Here is a 19553-nt window from a genome sequence, read left to right on the forward strand (position 1 = left end):
AAGAGTAGTACTTGATCAGTTTCTTCCAAGCGAGTTCGGAATGGTGTGAGCCGAATAAGAAATTTCGAGGAACGTGTTTTTATGATAACAATTAAAGAAATTGAGTGGATTTTTAAAATCAATTAGAGTGGTACCGCGGGTGAACTCGTCTCTTACAATGTTTATTTGTAAGAGACTTTTTTAATACGGAACTTTTTAAAGAGGATTAGCATTTTTGTGAAATTTAGAATGGTTTATAGATAAAATAGGAGGATACAAAATGGATTATAAAAAACAGGTTGCACAAAGTATTGTTTCAGCACTTGATGGGCAGCTTGAAGAACAAGTTGTTTATGAAAAAGTTGAAGTACCTAAGACAAGCAAAATGGGAGACTTTGCCTTTCCCGCGTTTATATTGGCTAAAACGTTACACAAAGCACCACAGATGATTGCTGCTGATTTAGTTAAAAATATTAATCAGGAAAATTATGAAAAGGTAGAAGCCGCTGGTCCTTATGTAAACTTCTTTTTAGATAAGAGTAAATTTAGCTTAGAAACTTTGCAGACGGTTTTGACTGAAAAAGATCATTTTGGGGATGCTACTGTTGGTAATAATGGTAAAGTGCCAATTGACATGTCATCACCAAACATTGCTAAACCAATTTCAATGGGTCATTTACGTTCAACTGTGATTGGCAATGCACTAGCTAACTTACTGGCCAAAACCGGATATCAGCCAGTAAAAATCAATCATTTAGGAGATTGGGGCACTCAATTTGGTAAATTGATTGAAGCTTATAAACTTTGGGGCAGTGAAGAAGCAGTTAAGGCTGATCCAATTAATAAGTTGTTGGAGTATTATGTGCGTTTTCATAAAGAAGACAAAGAGCATCCTGAACTTGATGACGAGGCGCGTAAATGGTTTAAAAAACTGGAAGATGGCGATGAAGAGGCCACTAAGCTTTGGCAATGGTTCCGCTCCGTTTCTCTTGATTCCTTTAAACATATTTATGATAAGTTAGGAATTACTTTTGATTCATACAAGGGCGAAGCTTTCTACAATGACAAAATGGATGAGGTTGTCCAGATTTTAGAAGATAAACATCTTCTAAAAGAGAGTCAAGGTGCTGAAATTGTTGATTTGGATAAGTACAACTTAAATCCGGCACTGATTAAAAAGACTGATGGTGCAACGCTATACATTACGCGTGATTTAGCAGCGGCCATTTATCGAAAACGGACTTATGATTTTTCTCAGTCTTTATATGTAGTTGGGGCCGAACAAATTAATCATTTTAAACAATTAAAAGCCGTTTTGAAAGAGATGGGTTTTGATTGGTCAGATGATATTCATCATATTCCATTTGGTTTAATTACTTTAAATGGAAAAAAGTTATCAACCCGCTCTGGTCGGGTAGTTCTTTTGGATAAAGTGCTAGATGATGCAATTGATTTAGCAAAACAGCAAATTCAAGCAAAAAATCCAGATTTAGCCAATGCAGATGAAGTGGCGCATGAAGTCGGCGTGGGTGCGGTCATTTTCCATGATCTTAAGAATGAACGAATGAACTCGTTTGATTTTGATTTAAACGAAGTAGTTCGTTTTGAAGGAGAAACAGGTCCGTATGTTCAATACACCCGAGCACGAGCGGAAAGTATTTTACGCAAGACAGACCATCAGGTAACTGTGGATGGTTTAAAACTGGCTGATCCGAATGCTTGGGATACATTAAAACAATTGCAAAACTTCCCTGATACGATTCTACGTGCAGTTAAAGAGTATGAACCATCAATTATTGCAAAATATTCACTGCATTTAGCAAAATCATTTAATCAATACTATGCAAATTCAAAAGTATTGGTAAAAGATGATCAATTGAATGCACGGTTGGCACTTGTTAAGAGTGTAAGTATTGTTTTAAAGAGTTCTTTAAACTTATTAGGCGTTCAGTCACCAGAAGAAATGTAAGAAAAAGCAAGCAAAATTCATTGAATTTTGCTTGCTTTTTGACAGTTCATTGATTATCTGTTCACAGAACACATTGAAAAAGTAAGCATTAATTTGTTCAATAAATTTTAGTATTGCGCTATAATGAACACTGTGTTGACTTTTATTTGCCGAGTAGTGATATGTGTGTGAAAATTAAGTATTATTATTTATTGGGATATTGAGTGTGATTAAATTAGAGTTGTTAGTTTATTTTTGAATTTGCTTGGATTAAGACTTAAAGATTAATAGGAGATATGAAGAATTGGAAATCAAAAAATATCGAATGTTGCGTCAAGCTTGTTATGATCTTCAGTACGGCATGGTGGACGGGTATGAATTGCTCTTACGTGAGTTTGTAGATGATGAATGGCGGGTTCCAGCTGATTTCAGCATCCTAACACCAGAACTTTTTTCAGGGCTTGTGGCAGAAGCCATGGAACACTTACCATCCAAATCTCGAATTATGATTAATTTAGATCATGATCAATTTGTAGATCGTAAAATGTTAGATGCAATAATTAATGTTCATGAAAAATTGCCGGATTATGGCTTAACAGTAGAGTTAACAGAACGTGATAACACAAAAATGATTATGGATGTTGAACTGTTAAGATCCGCAATGTATCTCACAAGTAAAGGTGTTGCCCTTAGTCTTGATGATGTCGGTTCAGGGGTTAATCAATTTGAGCTTTTGAGGCCATTATTACCTTTTGTAACGGAATTAAAGTTTGCTTTACAGAACTTTCAAACAGAGATTAAAACCGCTTATAACAAACTTTATTTTTGGCAAGAATTAGCGAATTTCTTAGGAAAAAAGTTTGTGCTTGGGGGAATCGAGACCGAAGAGGATTTGGTTATTGCGCGTCAATTGGCTGTTGATTATGGACAAGGATATTTATATGATCGTCCACAGAAGTTTTACTAAAAACTATAGTATATATCGATTAGACTCGTTCATTTATGAACGAGTTTTTTTTCAGAGTTTAATCATAATTTCAAATTGGGATCATACGCCTAGATTGTGAATGATATACTGGTAAAAGAAATTAAATGATGCGAAAGAAAAAATTTAATTTCCAAAATAATGATTTATCAAAAAATATGGTGGTAAATCCTGACATTAGGAAGAAAAGCATACAAAAATAAACAGAATAACTTAAGTGTGCCAGATTACCCCTTTTGAATGGGTAATCTGGGCAACATGGAAATTTCAGGGCTGATATAATAGTTTTGTTGAGAAACGATTGAGCCGAATGAAATTTGGGAGGAGACAAATATGGAAATCAAAGGTTTTGGGGTTGAAGAATGGTTGAATGAAAATGAAAAATCGGCTCAATTTGATATCTCACAAAGCACGATTAGTTCACTGACATTGGGGGAATTACTAAAGTTTGACAGCCAAAATCCAACCGAACAAATCACGAAATATTTAAATACGAAACTAAATTATGGGTGGATTGAAGGATCACCTGAGTTTAAACAATTAGTTTCCGAGTTATATTTACGAGTCGATAGCAAGAATGTTTTACAAACGAATGGGGCAACTGGTGGCAATTTTTTGGCGCTATTCAGTCTGTTAAATCCAGGAGATCAGATCATTTCCTTGTATCCAAGTTATCAGCAACTATATGACATTCCTAAATCATTAGGGGTGAAGGTTGATAATTGGGGCCTTCGTGAGGATCTAAATTGGCAACCAGATATTGAACAATTAAAACAGCTTATTTCACCAAAGACAAAAATGATTTGTTTAAATAATGCACAAAATCCAACAGGCAGCCTCCTCAAAAAGCCATTATTAAAACAAGTTGTGGCGTTGGCAAGAGAAGTAGGTGCATACATATTGGCAGACGAAGTTTATCAGCCAGTAGATAAAGTTGATCAGTTTCCGTCAATTGCAGATCTTTATGAACAAGGAATTTCTGTAAATAGCCTTTCTAAGACATACTCAGTTCCTGGATTAAGAATTGGCTGGATTGCAACCCAATCAGCAAAATTAGCAGATGTATTCAGAAAATATCGAGATTACACAATGATTTCTGGTGGAGTAGTTAATGACACATTAGCTTGCATTACTTTACGAAATCAGCAAGCAATTTTGGCAAGAAATAAAAAATTAGTTAAGCGAAATCATGAAATTTTGCGAAAGTGGGTGGATTCTCAAGAAAAAGTTGACATTATTATGCCTGAGCAGGTTTCAACGGCTTGTATTAAACTTAATATTAAAATGGATGACGAAACCTTTTGTCAAAAATTATTAGATGATACTGGCGTTTTGCTGGTTCCAGGAAATCGGTTCGATATGCCCGGCCATGCTAGAGTGGGATACTGCACAGATACAGAGACGTTAAAAAATGGATTACAAAGATTGAATGAGTTTTTGAAACAGTGTCAATAAATTACAGACTTAAGTATCAAAACTACAGAGTTATTAGGTAAAACTACTACTTGCTTTCATAACCAATTCTGGGATAATGGTAACCATTATAATTGATATGAAAGAGGTTTATGATGATTGATCCCAGGAATAAAGGCAATTACGAACGACATATCGCCCATACTCATGAGTGTAAGGTACTTAGTAAATTAGAGCTCGCCGAAGTGTTTAATAGTATGCAAGGTAAAAAGGTACGAAAAGGTCAGCATTTATTTGAACAATATGAGAAACGCTATTATACTTTCTTTTTGAAAGAAGGATTTCTAAAGGCGGAGTCTGTTGATATTTATCATGACTCATCTTTTATGACGTTTATTTGTCCCGACATGGTATTTCCTTTGAGAGGGACGCAGACTGACACTTCTTACTATTATACGGCGACGGCTTTAACTGACGCCGAAGTCGTGTATATTCCTAGAAAATTGTTCAATAAATTATTGTGTTCAAATAACAAGTTTCAATCTAGAATATTGAAACAGTTTGATGAAGCCGTGAAAGAAAACGAAACATTTCTTCAAATAAGAACTAGTTCGACTGCAAAGGATCAGGTTGAACAAAACCTAGGTTTAATTAATGAATGGTTTTTAGATAATTCAAGAATAGATGACGAATGTCAAATCCCATTTCCCATTACAATTAGTGATCTTGCTAAGTTTTGTGGTCTTAATCGAAAAACAACAAGTGCTGCTGTTAAGGGGTTAGTTGATGATGGTAAAATTCTTTATAAAGATAAGTATTTTTTCGTTTAAAAATTTCCTACCAAAGGAAGAACAACTTGTTTTGCAGTTTTGATGTTTGCTATACTTAAGCTAGTTAATACGGAAGTGAAGTGCGATTATGAAAAAAAGTGAACGGCAAAAGATTATTACAGATCTTATTTCTAATCAATTAGTAGCTAAACAAGATGATTTAATGGGCTTGTTAAAGCAACGTGGTGTGATTGCCACTCAGGCCACAATTTCTCGTGACATGCGAGAAATGCACATTGTTAAGTCTGCGGATGATCAAGGCGTCCAACGCTACATGATTTTTCATTCGTCTACTGAAGATCCAACTAGCTTACTTTTTCATACGTTTAAACAAACAGCATTGCAAATTGATCAAATTCAATTTGTAAACATCATTAAAACTGCTTCAAATGATGGAAATCGCTTAGCTGCTGTTTTTGATGATACAAAAATGCCAGAAATCGTTGGTACTTTAGCAGGGTTTGATACGATTGTGGTTTTTAGCCCCAATGAAGAACTAGCGTTACAATTAAATCAGCGCTTATCAAAGTACTTACCTGATGCAGAAAAATAAAACGAATAGAGCAAAGACTGATTTTCCTCGGTTTTTGCTCTATTTTAATGTATTTGAGATCCAATTTTTAAGGGTACTTTAAGTCTCATAGTGCATTTAAAGGGATTAAGATAAATATGATACAATACACCTATTACTTAATTAATATGGAGATTTTTTATGCAAACAAATAAGTTTTTCTCTTCACTAAAATCGGGATTAAAAAGGATCGGTCATTTTTTGGCTCCGTATTGGCATCGATCGCATGCTTTTATAAAACGGTATTGGAAAAGATTCCAAGTTACTCGCTGGTTAATTGTTATATTTTTAACCTTTTTTCTGATTATGAGTGGCTACCTTACCTACGAAGCTAAGACTGCAAATGTAGGTAATCTTAAAAATGCATTAGAGAAGACGACCGTCGTTTATGATGCTAAAAATAATAAGGCAGGTTCTTTGTATTCTCAAAAAGGGACGTGGGTTGGACTAAACAAAATTTCGATTAATGTTCAAAATGCGGTAATTTCTACTGAGGACCGTAATTTCTATAAAGAATATGGGTTCTCTGTGAAAGGAATCGGCAGAGCGGCATTACTTTATGCAATGAATAAAGTAATGCGAAAAAATTATATTAGTGGTGGAGGAAGTACATTAACGCAGCAATTGGTAAAGAATGCATTCTTATCTCAACAACAGACCTTCACACGAAAGGCACGTGAACTATTCCTTTCCATTGAGGTGGAAAATGTTTATACAAAGTCCGAGATTCTAGAAATGTATTTGAATAATGCGTATTTTGGAAATGGTATTTGGGGTGTTCAAGATGCTGCAGAACGTTACTTTGGCGTTTCTGCAAGTGAGTTAACAGTACCACAGGGAGCTGTTTTGGCAGGAATGCTAACATCGCCTAGTGCTTACAATCCAGATGATCATCCAGCGGCTTCTAAGCAACGGCGAAATGTTGTTTTAGGATTAATGGCTGATAATAATAAGTTATCAGATTCTCAGGCAAAAGCTTATCAAAATACTGCACTTGTAGCATCTAACGCGTATACGGATACAAGTGATTATAAATATCCATATTATTTTGATGCCGTTATTAGTGAAGCAATTAGTCGTTATGGATTGACAGAGTCTGACATTATGAATCGTGGCTATAAGATTTATACGTATCTCAATCAATCAGATCAAACGAATATGCAAGAGCAGTTTAAAGATCCTAGTTATTTTCCGTCTAATGCATCTGATGGAAGTAAGGTCCAGGCAGCTTCAATTGCAATTAATCCCAAAACTGGTGGGGTTTCCGCAGTTGTTGGTGGTCGAGGAAAACATGTTTTCCGGGGATTTAATCGTGCTACTCAAATTAAGCGACAACCTGGATCAACTCTAAAACCAATTGTTGCCTATGCACCGGCTCTCAGCAGTGGCTATTCATATGATTCAACGTTACAAGATAAGTTGAAATCTTATGGCACAAATAAATATCGGCCTGCAAATTATAATGATCAATATGACGGAACAATCCCTATGTATAAAGCATTAGCCGAAAGTCGTAATGCGCCAGCAGTTTGGTTACTAAATAAAATTGGGGTTTCTAAGGGCTATGATTCGGCTGAAAACTTTGGTTTAAACTTGAATAAAAGTGATAAAAATTTAGCACTTGCATTAGGAGGCTTAACCACCGGTATTTCTCCTTATCAATTAGCTAGTGCATACACGGCCTTTGCCAATAATGGGGAATTAGCGCAAACTGGGTTTATTCGGAAAATTGTTGATTCCTCTGGTAAAACAGTTGTTAATAATACACCGCAGAAAAAAAGGGTTATTTCTAAAAAAGTGGCAAAAGAAATGACTAGCATGATGATTGGCGTATATAGTGATTCTTACGGAACTGGAGCAAGTGCTAAACCAGCCAATTACACAATTGCCGGGAAAACTGGAAGTACCGAGGTTGATGGGGCTTCAAGTAGTGATGCGACTGGCGATGAATGGATGGTTGGTTATACACCGGATATGGTCGTCGCAACTTGGGAAGGTTTTGATGACACAACTAAAACTAATCACTTGGAAAATTTGAGTGGCGTTGGTTTAGGGACGCTCTTTAAATCCGAGATGGAAAGCATTTTGCCCAATACACCTGGTACGGAATTTGGCACAAGCAACGCTTCGAGTTTAGCATCGGGTGAAAACTCTGGATCATCTAATTTATGGGATTCAATTAAAAATGGCACATCTAGTGCCGAAAAGAATTTCTCTCAAGGAACTGATTCTATGAAGCAAAAGGCAAATGAGTGGTTAGATAAGGCTAAAAACTTTATTGGACAATAAACTTCGGCAAATGCGGGTATCAAAAGTGGTTTGGTATGATACAATGTCAGTATAAAAGTGAAACATCTAGGAGGAAGACAATGGCTGTTAATATTTATGATACCGCGAACAAAATGGAAGAAGAACTTCGTGAAACAACTGAATATAAAAACTTAGTTGCAGCATATACGGAAATGAAAAAGGATCAAAAGGCATATGATCTTTTTAAAGATTTTCAAGAAGTTCAAGTAAATTTACAGCAGAAACAAATGAATGGTGAAGAAATGAGCGATGATGAGATGTCTCATGCACGTGAGATTGCTTCCCAAGTTGGCGACGTTGATGTCATTAAGAGCCTGATGGATAAAGAACGGGCATTGAATCAGCTTCTAAATGATATTAATCAGATTATAACCAAGCCAGTTCAGAATTTATATCACGATTAAAGATTATAAAATTAAAGAAATGCGTATTTTTAATACAGACAGGGTTAGTGCAAATGAATGATTTGTTCTACCCTTTTTTTATGAATCGAGGAAGATTTTTATGAAATTTATTCATGCAGCGGATATTCATTTGGATAGTCCTTTTCAAGGATTACGGAAAGCCCCAGATCAAATTTGGCAAGAAATTCACAAATCTACTTATGATGCATTTAAAAATATGGTTAGCACTGCGATTGAAGAAAACGTGGATTTTGTTTTGATTGTTGGAGATGTTTATGATCGTGTGCAACATAGTATACAGGCTGATCTTTTTTTGAATGAACAATTTGAACGACTAAATAAAAAACAAATCCCAGTTTACTTAAGTTACGGGAATCATGATTACTTAAATGAAAACACTGAAATTATTCATTATCCAGATAATGTTTATGTATTTCCGGCTCAGCCAGAGGCAAAAAAACTGACTTTACATGACGGGACGACCGTGACAATTGTGGGATTTAGTTATGATAAGCAAGCTGTTAAAGAAGATATGGTAGCCAAATTTCCTGCACGAACTCAAACCGACTTTGAAATTGGAACTGTACATGGGAGCATGGATAGTTTGAATGCACCTGAAGCAAATTATGCGCCATTTTCTAAAAACGAATTGCTAAAATTCCACTATGATTATTGGGCATTAGGGCATATCCACAAACGGCAAGTCTTAAATGAAAATCCGGCTATAATTTACCCAGGGAATTTACAAGGTCGGCACAAAAATGAAGCAGGAACGAAAGGATTCTATTTAGTCTCGAGCGAAGGCCATGAATTAAAACCTAAGTTTGTGGAAGCTTCCGTTGTGGATTGGCAAACGATGATAACTAAAGCTAAAGAGGGAGAAAGCTTTGATCATTTAGGTGCAACTATTTTTCACCAAATTGAAGAATTATCTAGCAACAAACCTAAATTTATCAATATCAAAATTGAAAATATTCAAGTACTAGCAAATTCAGTATTAACGCGAATTGAAGACGATAGTTTATTGGAAGTGATTCAGCAAAAACTACTAGGTAAAAGTAAAACCTGGGTCTATGAGATTACACCAATCCCAAATCAAGAGGCTTTTCAACTGAATGCAATTGACAAGGAATTTTGGAAAACTAGCCAAAAAAGGGTATTTACTGAAGACAATGTCAACCAACTCGCAGGAAGCTTACTGAACCAACCTTTTATTGCAGAAGCCTTGCAGCAAGATGATCAGCTTCAAGATTCGGTTGAAACTCTGTTGCTTAAAAATGGTGGGCCTGAGGAGCAAAATGATGAAAATACTGAAGATTAATATCTATGGATTTGGAAAATGGCAAGACCAGAAGTTTGACCTTTCTCAAAATCTTACTTACTTTTCTGGGCCTAATGAAGCTGGGAAATCCACATTACGACAATTTATTTTAAGTATCTTATTTGGATTTCGAACAAAGCGTGGCGCAGACCGATATTTACGTTACGAGCCTAAAGATGGGTCTAAATATGGAGGAGAACTTTTAGTTGAGCATCAAGGAACACGTTATTTGCTTACGCGAGTGAAAGGGAAGAGTGGTGGTAAATTAACTGTTACGGATGTTGCAACACAAGAGGTCCTTTCTAATGATGTTTTGGCAACTTTACTGGGCTCTGTCGATGAAACATTATTCAATGAAATGTTTAGTTTTAGTCAAACTGAACTAACAGAAATCCGTCAGCTGGAACGGGATGAATTTCGAAAACGAGTTCTAAAAATTGGTGCTGTTGGTAGTGACCAATGGATTAGTTTACAAAGTAGTTTCGAAAAAAGTGCAGATAAGATATATGCACCCAAGGGACGCGTACGGCCTTTGAACAAATTACTTAAAAAGCATCAAAAATTGGAGCAAAATGTGCAAGAAGCCTCACAGGAAATTGGGGAATATCGTCAGAAAACAGAAGCTGAGAATGAAGCACAGAAAAAGCTTACTAAATTAAGTGCTCAGATTAAAGATAGTCAGGACAAACTAGAGCAACTAAAACGAAATTTAAGTGGTTGGTCAATTTATCAACAACTACAAAATTTGATTAAAAGAGATAATCAGGGTAATTCGACTATCTCGACAGATAAGATTCAAGACTTGGAAAAATTGAATCAACAGTTGAATGAAATTAAACAAACCGCTACAGATGTGAAAACAAAAATCTCTGAATTGATGGAGAGCCTAAAATCTAATCCACGGGTCGTCTTTTTTGATCAACACCAAGAAGAAGTGACAACCTTACGGGACGAGTTAGGAGACAGCCAAAGTTTACTCAATCAGGTTGAAGACTTGAAGCAGCAAGTTAATGAAATTGAACAGGAAAAAATAAAAATTAGTTCTCAATTAATTGTAGGTGAAACGATACCAAATTCATTTACAGATGATGAAATGAATCAGGTTCAAACAAATCTGGATCAGAAATCAAAGCTTGAGAATCAAAAACAAGCGGTGCAAGATCAAATTGTGCACATTCAAAATCGACTGTTGGAAGAAAGTAATTCGAGACGCCCAACAACTCAACCGACGCAAAAACGAGGGTTGCAAAATGTACTCACGGGTGTTGGAGTTATTTTAATAATAATTCCTTGGTTATTTAGTATGGGAATTGGGCTCAAAATTGGGTTAGCATTACTAGGATTGGTTTGTATTGGGATTCGTTACTTTATGCGACCAGGTACGGACAATCAAACTAAAACTCATTCATCAGCGAATATGGATTTACATGCTAAATTGAGTGATCTAAATACGCAATTGGAAGATATTTCAAAACAACAGCAAACGATTGCTAAAAAGTTGACTGCGATCGGTAAGCAAAAAGGGATTTCTAATTCAGACCCGCAAACGTGGCCAGCCTTGCAAAATTATTTGAAACGGTTTGAATTGTTAACTCAAAAACAAAAAACAGGTAAGGAACAAATTGTTAAAGCACAAAAACAAATTAGTGAGTTTTTGGATAAGAGTAAGCTTTTATCTGATTGGGTCGTGTTAACAGGAGATACACAAGAAAAAATTCAAAATTTAAACAATTATTTTCAAAAAATGGATCAAGAACAACAAGATGTTCTTAAGATCCGTCAAGATTTAGCTTATTATCAGAACCGTTTTAAAAAGGTGACTGCTCAAAAAGAAGAAATCCAACATAATGTGGATTCAAAATTAAAAGAAGCAGGATTAAACAATTGGGAAAGCTTTCAAATTGCTAGAGAAAAACAATATGAGCAAGAAAGTAATCAAGAAAAGATTTCTAAATTAAAACAACAATTAAATTCCTCAACTTTGAAAGAACTGTCGCAATTTGAGAATAAAGAGCAGATTCAAGATGAGCTGACAGCTCAAACACAGAGTTTAGAAAAGCTTCGTAAGGAACAAGAGACTTTGATCGAACAGAAAACTGTTTTGAATACAAAATTACAGCAACTGGCAGATGATGATACTTATTCTAATTTACAGCAGGAGTTGGCCAATTTAGAGGCTGAAATTTTAGCACAAACGCGTGAATGGTTGACGACCAAACTGGCAGCTCAATGGATTGATGAAACCCTGTCGGTTGCTAGTCAGGGTCGATTACCGAAGATTATAAAGTTTGCTGAACAATATTTTTCATTGTTAACGAATAAACGGTACAATAAGATTAGTTTTAATGATGGGACAATTGTTGTATTTGATACCAATAATCAGGCATTTGATGTAGGTGAGTTATCACAAGGAACGGCTGAACAGCTTTATGTGGCAATTCGCTTAGCATTTGTTGAAGTTATGACGGATTTAGTCGACCTTCCGATTATTATTGATGATGGTTTCGTTAATTTTGATGCAACCAGAAAACAAAATGTCATGAATTTGCTGAGCAAAATCAGCCAAAACCATCAGGTTATTTATTTCTCAACTGAGACGCAATTGACCAATCCAACGTCAAATAGCCAAGTGATTTATCTTAAATGAGAAGGCCAGTAAGCATTTAGAAAAGATGGACATCCGTTTTGAAAAGAAGATTTTGCGAATGCAAAATACACATATAACTTGAAAAGGAGCCAGTCCGACTTAACGCTTAAGCGTTTAGAGAGGATGGACATCCGTTTTGAAAAAGGAATTTTGCGGATGCAAAATACACATATAACTTGAAAAGGAGCCAGTCCGACTTAACGCTTAAGCGTTTAGAGAGGATGGACATCCGTTTTGAAAAAGGAATTTTGCGGATGCAAAATACACATATAACTTGAAAAGGAGCCAGTCCGACTTAACGCTTAAGTGTTTAGAGAGGATGGACATCCGTTTTGAAAAAGAGATTTTGCGAATGCAAAATACACATATAACTTGAAAAGGAGCATTAATATGGAAAATAAAAAGCTTTTTGATTATGTTGTTGATGAAACTTTAAACATTTTTGTTTTGATCAAGAGTGCAGAGGTTCGTGTTGCCAAGAATGGAAAAGATTTTCTTTCAATGGTTTTTGAAGATCGTTCTGGAGATATCAGTGGTAAGTTCTGGGATGCAAGTTCAAAAGATATTCAAAATTTTGAAGCTGGAAAAGTGATTTTCCTAAATGGAAAACGAGAGAACTATAAGGGATCACCCCAAATTAAGATTTTGGGAATCCGATTGGCGACGGAAACAGAGCCTAATAATCCTAATTTGTATACTAAAAAAGCACCTATGAGTGAAGCAGATATGAGAGAAGAAGTTAGCAAACTACTTTTTGATATCACTAATCCTAATTGGAACAGAGTGGTACGCTATTTACTTCAAAAATATGATAAACAATTTTACACGTATCCTGCTGCGAAGACTAATCATCATGCGTTTCAAGGCGGTTTAGCCTATCACACAATTTCGATTCTGCGGTTGGCTAAGCAGGTTAGTAATCAGTATCCGCAAATTGATAGATCATTGCTTTACGCTGGGTCTATCTTGCATGACTTGGGGAAAACAGTTGAATTATCTGGGCCAGTTTCTACAACCTATACAGTTGAAGGTAACTTATTGGGGCACATCGTAATTATGGATGGCGAAATTGTAAAAGCTTGTCAAGAGCTTAAAATTAGTGATAGTAGTGAGGATATCTTATTATTACGACATATGATTGTTTCTCATCATGGATTAAAAGAATATGGATCACCAATTGAGCCATTACTACTTGAAGCTGTTGTTTTGCATGCGTTAGATGATTTAGATGCTTCAATTCAAATGGTAACGGGTGCTTTAGACCATACAAAGGGTGGTACTTTTTCTGAAAGATTATTTGCTATGAATGGGCGAAATTTCTATAAAAGATTAGATCATAAAACTGAATAGAATAAAAAAAGTGCCATTCAATTTCCTAATAGAAATTGGATGGCACCTTTTATTTAATCTAATTTATTACTTAGATGTTGATGAACTTGAAAGGTAGTCAGATAAAACATCTTTCAAATCATTATCTTTGATTGAAACATTACCGTCTTTGAGAACTTTTGAAACAACAGCCTTTAATTTGCTGCTGCTGCTCATATCAGCTGCCCAAACACGTTTCTTAAGAGCTTCAGTATGATCACTCATCTTACCCTTAGCAGGCTTGTTGATCATCTTAATTACTTGATAACCGTAAGTTGTCTTGACAGGGGTTGTTGTATATTTACCTTCATCAAGCTTAAATGCGGCTTTAGTAAAGCTGGAGTCTAAACTTGTATTTGTATCATCAAATGCTGCAAGCTTTCCACCCTTATTCTTAGTTGAACTGTCGGTGGAATACTTCTTGGCAAGAGACGTGAAGCTTTCACCATCGTTTAATTTCTTAATAACAGTGTCAGCTGTTGACTTTTTAGTAACTAAAATTTGTGCAACGGTAACTTTAGGTTGGTAAGTCTTCCATTGTTTCTTTAAGTCGGCATTTGTAACAGTTGACTTATCTTTAACAGCTTGTTCCAAAAGTAGGTTTGAACGAATTTCTTCTTTGAAACTTGAATTTGTCATACCGTTTTGTTCAAGAACACTCTTAAATTGACTACCGTATTGAGTCTTATAAGCGTTGTACTGCTTTGTAACTTTCTTTGTTGAAACCTTGCTCCCGTAATCCTTTTCGAGAACTTTATTCAAAATCATTTGTTGAAGCACTTGTTTACCACTAGAAGTCGATTTCAGGCTACTGTAGTATGTATCCTCGGTAATCTTTCCACCCTTTGTTGTTGCGACGGTCTTATCACCACAGGCAGCCAAACTTACTGCCATAAAAACACTGGCTAATGCAATTAACCATTTTTTCATCTATAAACACATCCTATTCTTAGTTGTTTGAAAAACTTCAATACTCATCATACCATACAAACCGATTGATTTATAAACCGGTATGAATCTTTAATAAAAATTCAAACTATATTCATGAATGCTATTTTTTAGGGTTCTTATTGGAGATTTGATTTATTTGCTTATCAATATCTTCTGTAAGTCCATTAATTTTTGACAGTCGTGGTTGCAATTTATATTGAAAGTGGTCAATGTCTTTTTGAATGGCTTCAATTGTTGGCTCACTAGCTTTAATGGCTGATTGGAGGCTAGTCGTGCTGGTCTTCAAATTTGTGATGGCCTGACTAAATTCGTGAATACTATTAATTGTGTCTTTAAAATCTTGCTGGATGCTCTTTAAAAGATGTGGATGGGATAAAACATATTTTCCACCATGAAAACCTAAAAAAGAAAGCAAAGTAAATTTAAGAAAATGGTGCTTATTTTTTTTTGCCATTTTATTTCTCCAATTTAGACTTTATTTTATCTTGAATCTGATTGAGTTGGTCTTCTGAATATTTTTCGGTATTATCTCCAAATATGATTTTAAAGTTGTCTTGTTCAGAATAACGAGGAATCAAATGAAAATGAGAATGAAAAACAGATTGAGAAGCTACCGTACCGTTGTTATTTACAATGTTCATTCCAATAATTTTTGGATCCATTGCTTTAATTGCCTGGGCAATCATTGGAATTTTTGCAAATGTTTTGGAAGCTAATTCGGGATCATAAGCAAAAATGTCTTTAACATGTGTCTTGGGGACCACAAGCGTATGGCCTGGAGTTGTTTGCGAAGTATCTAAAAATGCCTTGATGTTTTCGTCTTCGTAAATTGTGTGACTGGGAACTTCACCATCAATAATCTTACAAAAAATACATGATGCATCACGTTGGTTAGTCATGTTCATTACCTCTTTTTTATTAGTTAACCTCATTATAACAATATTTTGGAGCAAGCCAAACAACTTCACTGCTTCTGCCTGTGAAATCACTCATATCATGATATAATCAATTCAAATCAAGAAGTGAAAGGGCAGGCTTAAGATGGCATTAAAAATTGAACACCTAGTTGGTGGTTATTCACAAATTCCAGTTTTAAAAGATATTAGTTTTGAGGTTAATCCCGGTGAATTGGTTGGGTTAATCGGATTAAACGGCGCTGGAAAATCAACAACAATTAATCATGTAATTGGCTTAATGACGCCGCAAAAGGGAAAAATTACGATTGATGGTAAAACGGTTTATCAAGATAGTAATGCTTATAAAAAACAAATTGCATATATTCCAGAATTACCAGTTTTATATCCTGAATTAACTTTAAGGGAACACATTGACTTAACCATTATGGCCTATCAACTTGATAAAAAACAAGCATGGCAACGCGCAAATGAGTTACTTGAAACTTTCCGACTTGCAAACAAGTTAGAGTGGTTTCCAAATAATTTTTCAAAAGGTATGAAACAAAAAGTGATGATTGTTTGTGCATTTTTAACGGATGCTAATTTGTATATCATTGACGAGCCTTTCCTAGGATTAGATCCCTTGGCGACTGATGATTTGTTGAAGTTGATTGATGATCGCAAATCTCACGGTGCTGCTGTTTTAATGTCCACTCATGTGCTGGATACAGCAGAAAAGTACTGTGATCGGTTTGTCTTATTGCATGATGGCAAAATCCAAAATCAAGGTGATCTGGCAGAATTGCGCGCTCAAAATCCAACCTTGGGACAATCATTAACAGAGATTTATCTGGGATTGGCAAGAGCAGGTGAGCAACATGCTTAATTTATGGACACAAAGAAAACGTGCTCACTTTCTAGAAATGCTAAAATATTTAAGGTACGTTTTAAATGATCATTTTGTGATTGCACTCATGTTCTTGGTGGGGGGCTTAGGGTTTGGGTATTCGAACTTTTTAAAAAGCTTTCATGCTGGTACATGGTGGGCTGGACCGGTAACAATTATTTGTTTAACGGTTATTTTACAATTCTGTAGTTTGGCCACATTGCTCAAACGCGCTGATCCGGTTTTCTTATTACCTCGTGAACATGATATGCATGCTTATTTGAAGAAAGCACGCATTCACAGCTGGATTTTTAGCACCATAGTTGAAGTTATCGGAACAATAATTCTTTTTCCGTTTATGGCGATTGCATTTAAATTGCCAACTGCACAAATTGCTGGTTTTGCGATTGTGTTAATTATTTTAAAGTACGGTTCTCTTTCTTTAGAATTGAATCAACTTTATCAAAATCAAGTTTTTGGATGGCAAAAACGTTTGCTTGCTAACTGGATATTGCCACTTATTTGGTTTACAGGTGGTATTTATCTAGGTATTTGGTTTGCTTTAATTGGTGCGGTTATTCAAAGCTTCATAGAAATTAGGCGAGAGCAGCAACAGTGGCAAACGCGTTCCTTGAGTTGGACCCTTGCTGTAAATTTAGAAGATCAACGCATGTTGAAAATTTATCGATTCTTTAACCTGTTTACAGATGTACCGAATGTCCATGGAACGGTTCATCGTCGCAAATATTTAGACCGTATATTGGCAATTATTGATCAACATTCAAATAATCCCTATGTTTATTTGTTCTCACGAGCACTTATGCGTAGTACGGTTTATAGTGGTTTATACTTTCGCTTAACGGCCTTAGGAGTGGTTTTATTAATTTTTATTTCAAACGTTTATTTATCGATCTTCTTGCAACTATTATTTGTGTATCTCATTGGTTTTCAACTATTACCGTTGTTTGCAAATTACGATGAAAATGTATTTACCCACCTTTATCCAATTAGCGTTGAAACGAAAGCAGCAGGATTTAACTGGCTAGTAGCAATTTTACTTGAATTTACAGTTAGCTTGTTAGCAATCGTTGTTGGGATTAGTAACTTATCAATTTTGCAGACCGTCATAACCTGGATTGTTGGAAGCATCGAAGTTTGGGCATTGTTGAAGTTTTATTTTCCAATTCGAATCAAAAAAATGAATTCTTGACGCTGACCAAGACAATCTATAAACTTAAACAGGTGACTGCCCCAAAGAATATGTTTGGGACATGTAATTAGTGACGGAATTTTAAAAGAAGAACTTGAGGAAAAATAATGAGAGTTAGAAATAAAACTTGGGCTGAGCCCTTAATTGAAGCTCATCCAGAATTAATGGTTACAGACCCCTTGCAAAACAAGGGTAATTGGCAAGAGCGTTTTAAAGAAAAACAACCAATTCAAATTGAAATTGGTATGGGAAAAGGTCAGTTTATTATTCAAATGGCCTTGAAATATCCGCACATTAATTTTATTGGAATTGAAATTCAACATTCTGTTGGGGCTATTGCTTTAAAAAATGCGTTGAAAGAAAAGCTACCAAATCTACAGTTAGTTTTGGCGGATGGGGCCAACCTCGATGAATATTTTGATAACGGCGAAATCAAACGAATTTACTTGAACTTTTCTGATCCATGGCCCAAAAAAAGACACGAAAAAAGACGTCTAACTTACAAGTCTTTTCTTCATGTCTATCAAGAAATATTAGTGGAGCACGGTGCTTTGGAGCTTAAAACTGATAATCAGGGACTGTTTGAGTATTCGTTAGTAAGTCTAAATAATTATGGATTCGTATTAGAGGATGTTTTTCTCGATCTCCATCATAGCGACGAGGCCTTGGAAAACGTTGAAACTGAATATGAACATAAATTTAGTGAAAAAGGGCAACGAATTTATAAACTTAGTGGGCATTTCTAGAGACGATAAATGTCAATAATTGTCCCAGTTTTTGCGTCGGCTAAAAACTCATATTGGATAAGTTTGTTGTCTTCATAGCGGGTTACACCACCGTAGTAGACATGAGTTTTTATGGCAAATTTTTGTAATGGTGCTTTTTTCATTTCAATCCATGAGCCTTCAATTGGGCCTTCTTTTAAGAAGGCTTTGCGAACAGTCTCTAGAATACCATTAGCAGAAACAGAGGATTTGTGATTTAGTAACCAACTAGTTAATAAGCCGGTTGCCAAGCTTGCAGATCCTGCCAAAGTAAGAGTTGTTACAGTTTCTTTTTTGTTCATCAATAAACACTCCCTTTTAAAGATCTTATTTATAATCATAGTATACCAAGTGCGGATAAAATAATATATCAGAACGGACTCACCAGAAAGGAATCATATATGTTAATTAGCAGTTATAATCCAAATGAACTAGGCGATACATTGATTTGTATCCTGAATCCCGATGCAGATACACAAGCAGTTGAGACAAAAAAAGATGTTACACGCATTTATGACGCGGAAACTAATGTGACACTTGGACTTAATTTTGCTCATGTATCTTCAAAATTAGGTAAAGTTCCAGTAATTGGTCAGGTATTTTTATCACAAGAGCAGATTAATAAGCTTAACACGTACTTACAAAGTGTGGGATTTGAGGCTGAGTTAAAGCCTGATCTAGAAAGCAAATTTATTGTGGGCTATGTCAAAACCGCAGAGCCACATCCAGATTCAGATCACCTGTTAGTTACGCAAACGATAGTGGACCATGATCAAGAGGTCCAGCTTGTGAGCGGATCACCTAACATGAAGGCTAAGATTAAAGTTGTGGTTGCTAAAGTTGGTGCTATGATGCCAAATGGACTAATCATTTGGCCAGGTAGTTTGCGTGGCGTTAAAAGCGATGGCATGATTTGTTCAGGACGTGAATTAGGATTACCTAACGCGCCACAAAAGAAAGGCGCGTTAATTTTACCCGAATCGGATGATGTTTTTAAAGTAGGCGAAGCTTTTGACTTTACACAGGGAGCAAAACTATTTCAGCCATCAGCCAAATAAAGTTAGGTGATT

At 35.6% G+C, this 19553-nt stretch carries 18 protein-coding genes and 1 pseudogene; 15 read left to right on the forward strand and 4 right to left on the reverse strand.

The annotated features are described in order from the left end of the window. The first annotated feature begins 259 nt into the window (after positions 1-259). The 11 genes and pseudogenes from argS to IV84_RS01015 all read left to right on the forward strand — a co-directional run bounded on the left by argS (position 260) and on the right by IV84_RS01015 (position 13758). The gene (gene argS / locus IV84_RS00970) at positions 260-1948 is read left to right on the forward strand and encodes an arginine--tRNA ligase (RefSeq protein WP_046871720.1); all 1689 of its coding nucleotides are present in this window, start codon (positions 260-262) and stop codon (positions 1946-1948) included. A gap of 283 nt (positions 1949-2231) precedes the next feature. Then, positions 2232-2894 (forward strand): EAL domain-containing protein, encoded by a 663-nt coding sequence (locus IV84_RS00975; protein WP_226997395.1) that lies wholly within the window; start codon positions 2232-2234, stop codon positions 2892-2894. A 351-nt stretch (positions 2895-3245) separates the two neighbouring features. Further along, a complete protein-coding gene (locus tag IV84_RS00980) occupies positions 3246-4367 on the forward strand; it encodes an aminotransferase (protein ID WP_056985983.1) in 1122 nt (373 codons plus the stop codon). Between the two features lie 113 nt (positions 4368-4480). Next, positions 4481-5155: a Crp/Fnr family transcriptional regulator gene (locus IV84_RS00985; RefSeq protein ID WP_046871722.1), complete on the forward strand. Its 675-nt coding sequence runs from the start codon at positions 4481-4483 to the stop codon at positions 5153-5155. An 88-nt stretch (positions 5156-5243) separates the two neighbouring features. Beyond that, positions 5244-5708, forward strand: a complete 465-nt coding sequence (locus tag IV84_RS00990; protein ID WP_046871723.1) for an arginine repressor — start codon at positions 5244-5246, stop codon at positions 5706-5708. 159 nt (positions 5709-5867) lie between these two features. Beyond that, positions 5868-8015 (forward strand): PBP1A family penicillin-binding protein, encoded by a 2148-nt coding sequence (locus IV84_RS00995; RefSeq protein ID WP_056985984.1) that lies wholly within the window; start codon positions 5868-5870, stop codon positions 8013-8015. Between the two features lie 80 nt (positions 8016-8095). After that, entirely contained in the window at positions 8096-8440 is a 345-nt protein-coding gene (locus IV84_RS01000) for a YlbF/YmcA family competence regulator (protein WP_056985985.1), read from the forward strand. Positions 8441-8540: 100 nt separating this feature from the next. After that, positions 8541-9761, forward strand: coding sequence for a metallophosphoesterase family protein (locus tag IV84_RS01005; RefSeq protein ID WP_046871726.1), 1221 nt, complete (start codon positions 8541-8543; stop codon positions 9759-9761). Continuing rightward, positions 9742-12408, forward strand: coding sequence for an ATP-binding protein (locus IV84_RS01010; RefSeq protein WP_046871727.1), 2667 nt, complete (start codon positions 9742-9744; stop codon positions 12406-12408). Before IV84_RS01005 ends, IV84_RS01010 begins: the two co-directional genes overlap by 20 nt. 501 nt (positions 12409-12909) lie before the next feature. Then, positions 12910-13008: pseudogene (locus tag IV84_RS11400) on the forward strand (3'-5' exonuclease); the annotation flags it as partial. Between the two features lie 126 nt (positions 13009-13134). Continuing rightward, positions 13135-13758 carry an HD domain-containing protein gene (locus IV84_RS01015; protein WP_371861619.1) on the forward strand — a complete coding sequence of 208 codons (624 nt, stop codon included), beginning with the start codon at positions 13135-13137 and terminating at the stop codon, positions 13756-13758. A gap of 66 nt (positions 13759-13824) precedes the next feature. On the opposite strand, the gene IV84_RS01020 is transcribed toward IV84_RS01015, so the two are convergent. From IV84_RS01020 to IV84_RS01030, 3 genes are all read right to left on the reverse strand, one after another. Then, positions 13825-14706, reverse strand: coding sequence for a peptidylprolyl isomerase PrsA (locus IV84_RS01020; protein ID WP_046871729.1), 882 nt, complete (start codon positions 14704-14706; stop codon positions 13825-13827). A 121-nt stretch (positions 14707-14827) separates the two neighbouring features. Continuing rightward, positions 14828-15181: a hypothetical protein gene (locus IV84_RS01025; protein WP_046871730.1), complete on the reverse strand. Its 354-nt coding sequence runs from the start codon at positions 15179-15181 to the stop codon at positions 14828-14830. 1 nt (position 15182) lies between these two features. Beyond that, on the reverse strand, positions 15183-15626 hold the full coding sequence (locus tag IV84_RS01030; protein ID WP_056985986.1) for an HIT family protein: 444 nt from the start codon (positions 15624-15626) through the stop codon (positions 15183-15185). Positions 15627-15768: 142 nt separating this feature from the next. On the opposite strand from IV84_RS01030, the gene IV84_RS01035 reads away from it, so the two are divergent. The 3 genes from IV84_RS01035 to trmB all read left to right on the forward strand — a co-directional run bounded on the left by IV84_RS01035 (position 15769) and on the right by trmB (position 18465). After that, positions 15769-16509 carry an ABC transporter ATP-binding protein gene (locus IV84_RS01035; protein ID WP_046871732.1) on the forward strand — a complete coding sequence of 247 codons (741 nt, stop codon included), beginning with the start codon at positions 15769-15771 and terminating at the stop codon, positions 16507-16509. Then, entirely contained in the window at positions 16502-17719 is a 1218-nt protein-coding gene (locus tag IV84_RS01040) for an ABC transporter permease (protein ID WP_046871733.1), read from the forward strand. The genes IV84_RS01035 and IV84_RS01040 overlap by 8 nt, the downstream gene beginning before the upstream one ends. 107 nt (positions 17720-17826) lie before the next feature. Further along, positions 17827-18465: a tRNA (guanosine(46)-N7)-methyltransferase TrmB gene (gene trmB, locus IV84_RS01045; RefSeq protein ID WP_046871734.1), complete on the forward strand. Its 639-nt coding sequence runs from the start codon at positions 17827-17829 to the stop codon at positions 18463-18465. Here trmB and IV84_RS01050 read toward each other — a convergent pair. Continuing rightward, positions 18462-18785, reverse strand: a complete 324-nt coding sequence (locus IV84_RS01050; RefSeq protein ID WP_046871735.1) for a PepSY domain-containing protein — start codon at positions 18783-18785, stop codon at positions 18462-18464. The genes trmB and IV84_RS01050 overlap by 4 nt on opposite strands. A gap of 99 nt (positions 18786-18884) precedes the next feature. On the opposite strand from IV84_RS01050, the gene ytpR reads away from it, so the two are divergent. Continuing rightward, positions 18885-19541, forward strand: a complete 657-nt coding sequence (gene ytpR, locus IV84_RS01055; protein WP_046871736.1) for a YtpR family tRNA-binding protein — start codon at positions 18885-18887, stop codon at positions 19539-19541. Positions 19542-19553: the final 12 nt, after the last annotated feature.

Source organism: Pediococcus damnosus (assembly GCF_001437255.1).
GTDB classification, from domain to species: domain Bacteria; phylum Bacillota; class Bacilli; order Lactobacillales; family Lactobacillaceae; genus Pediococcus; species Pediococcus damnosus.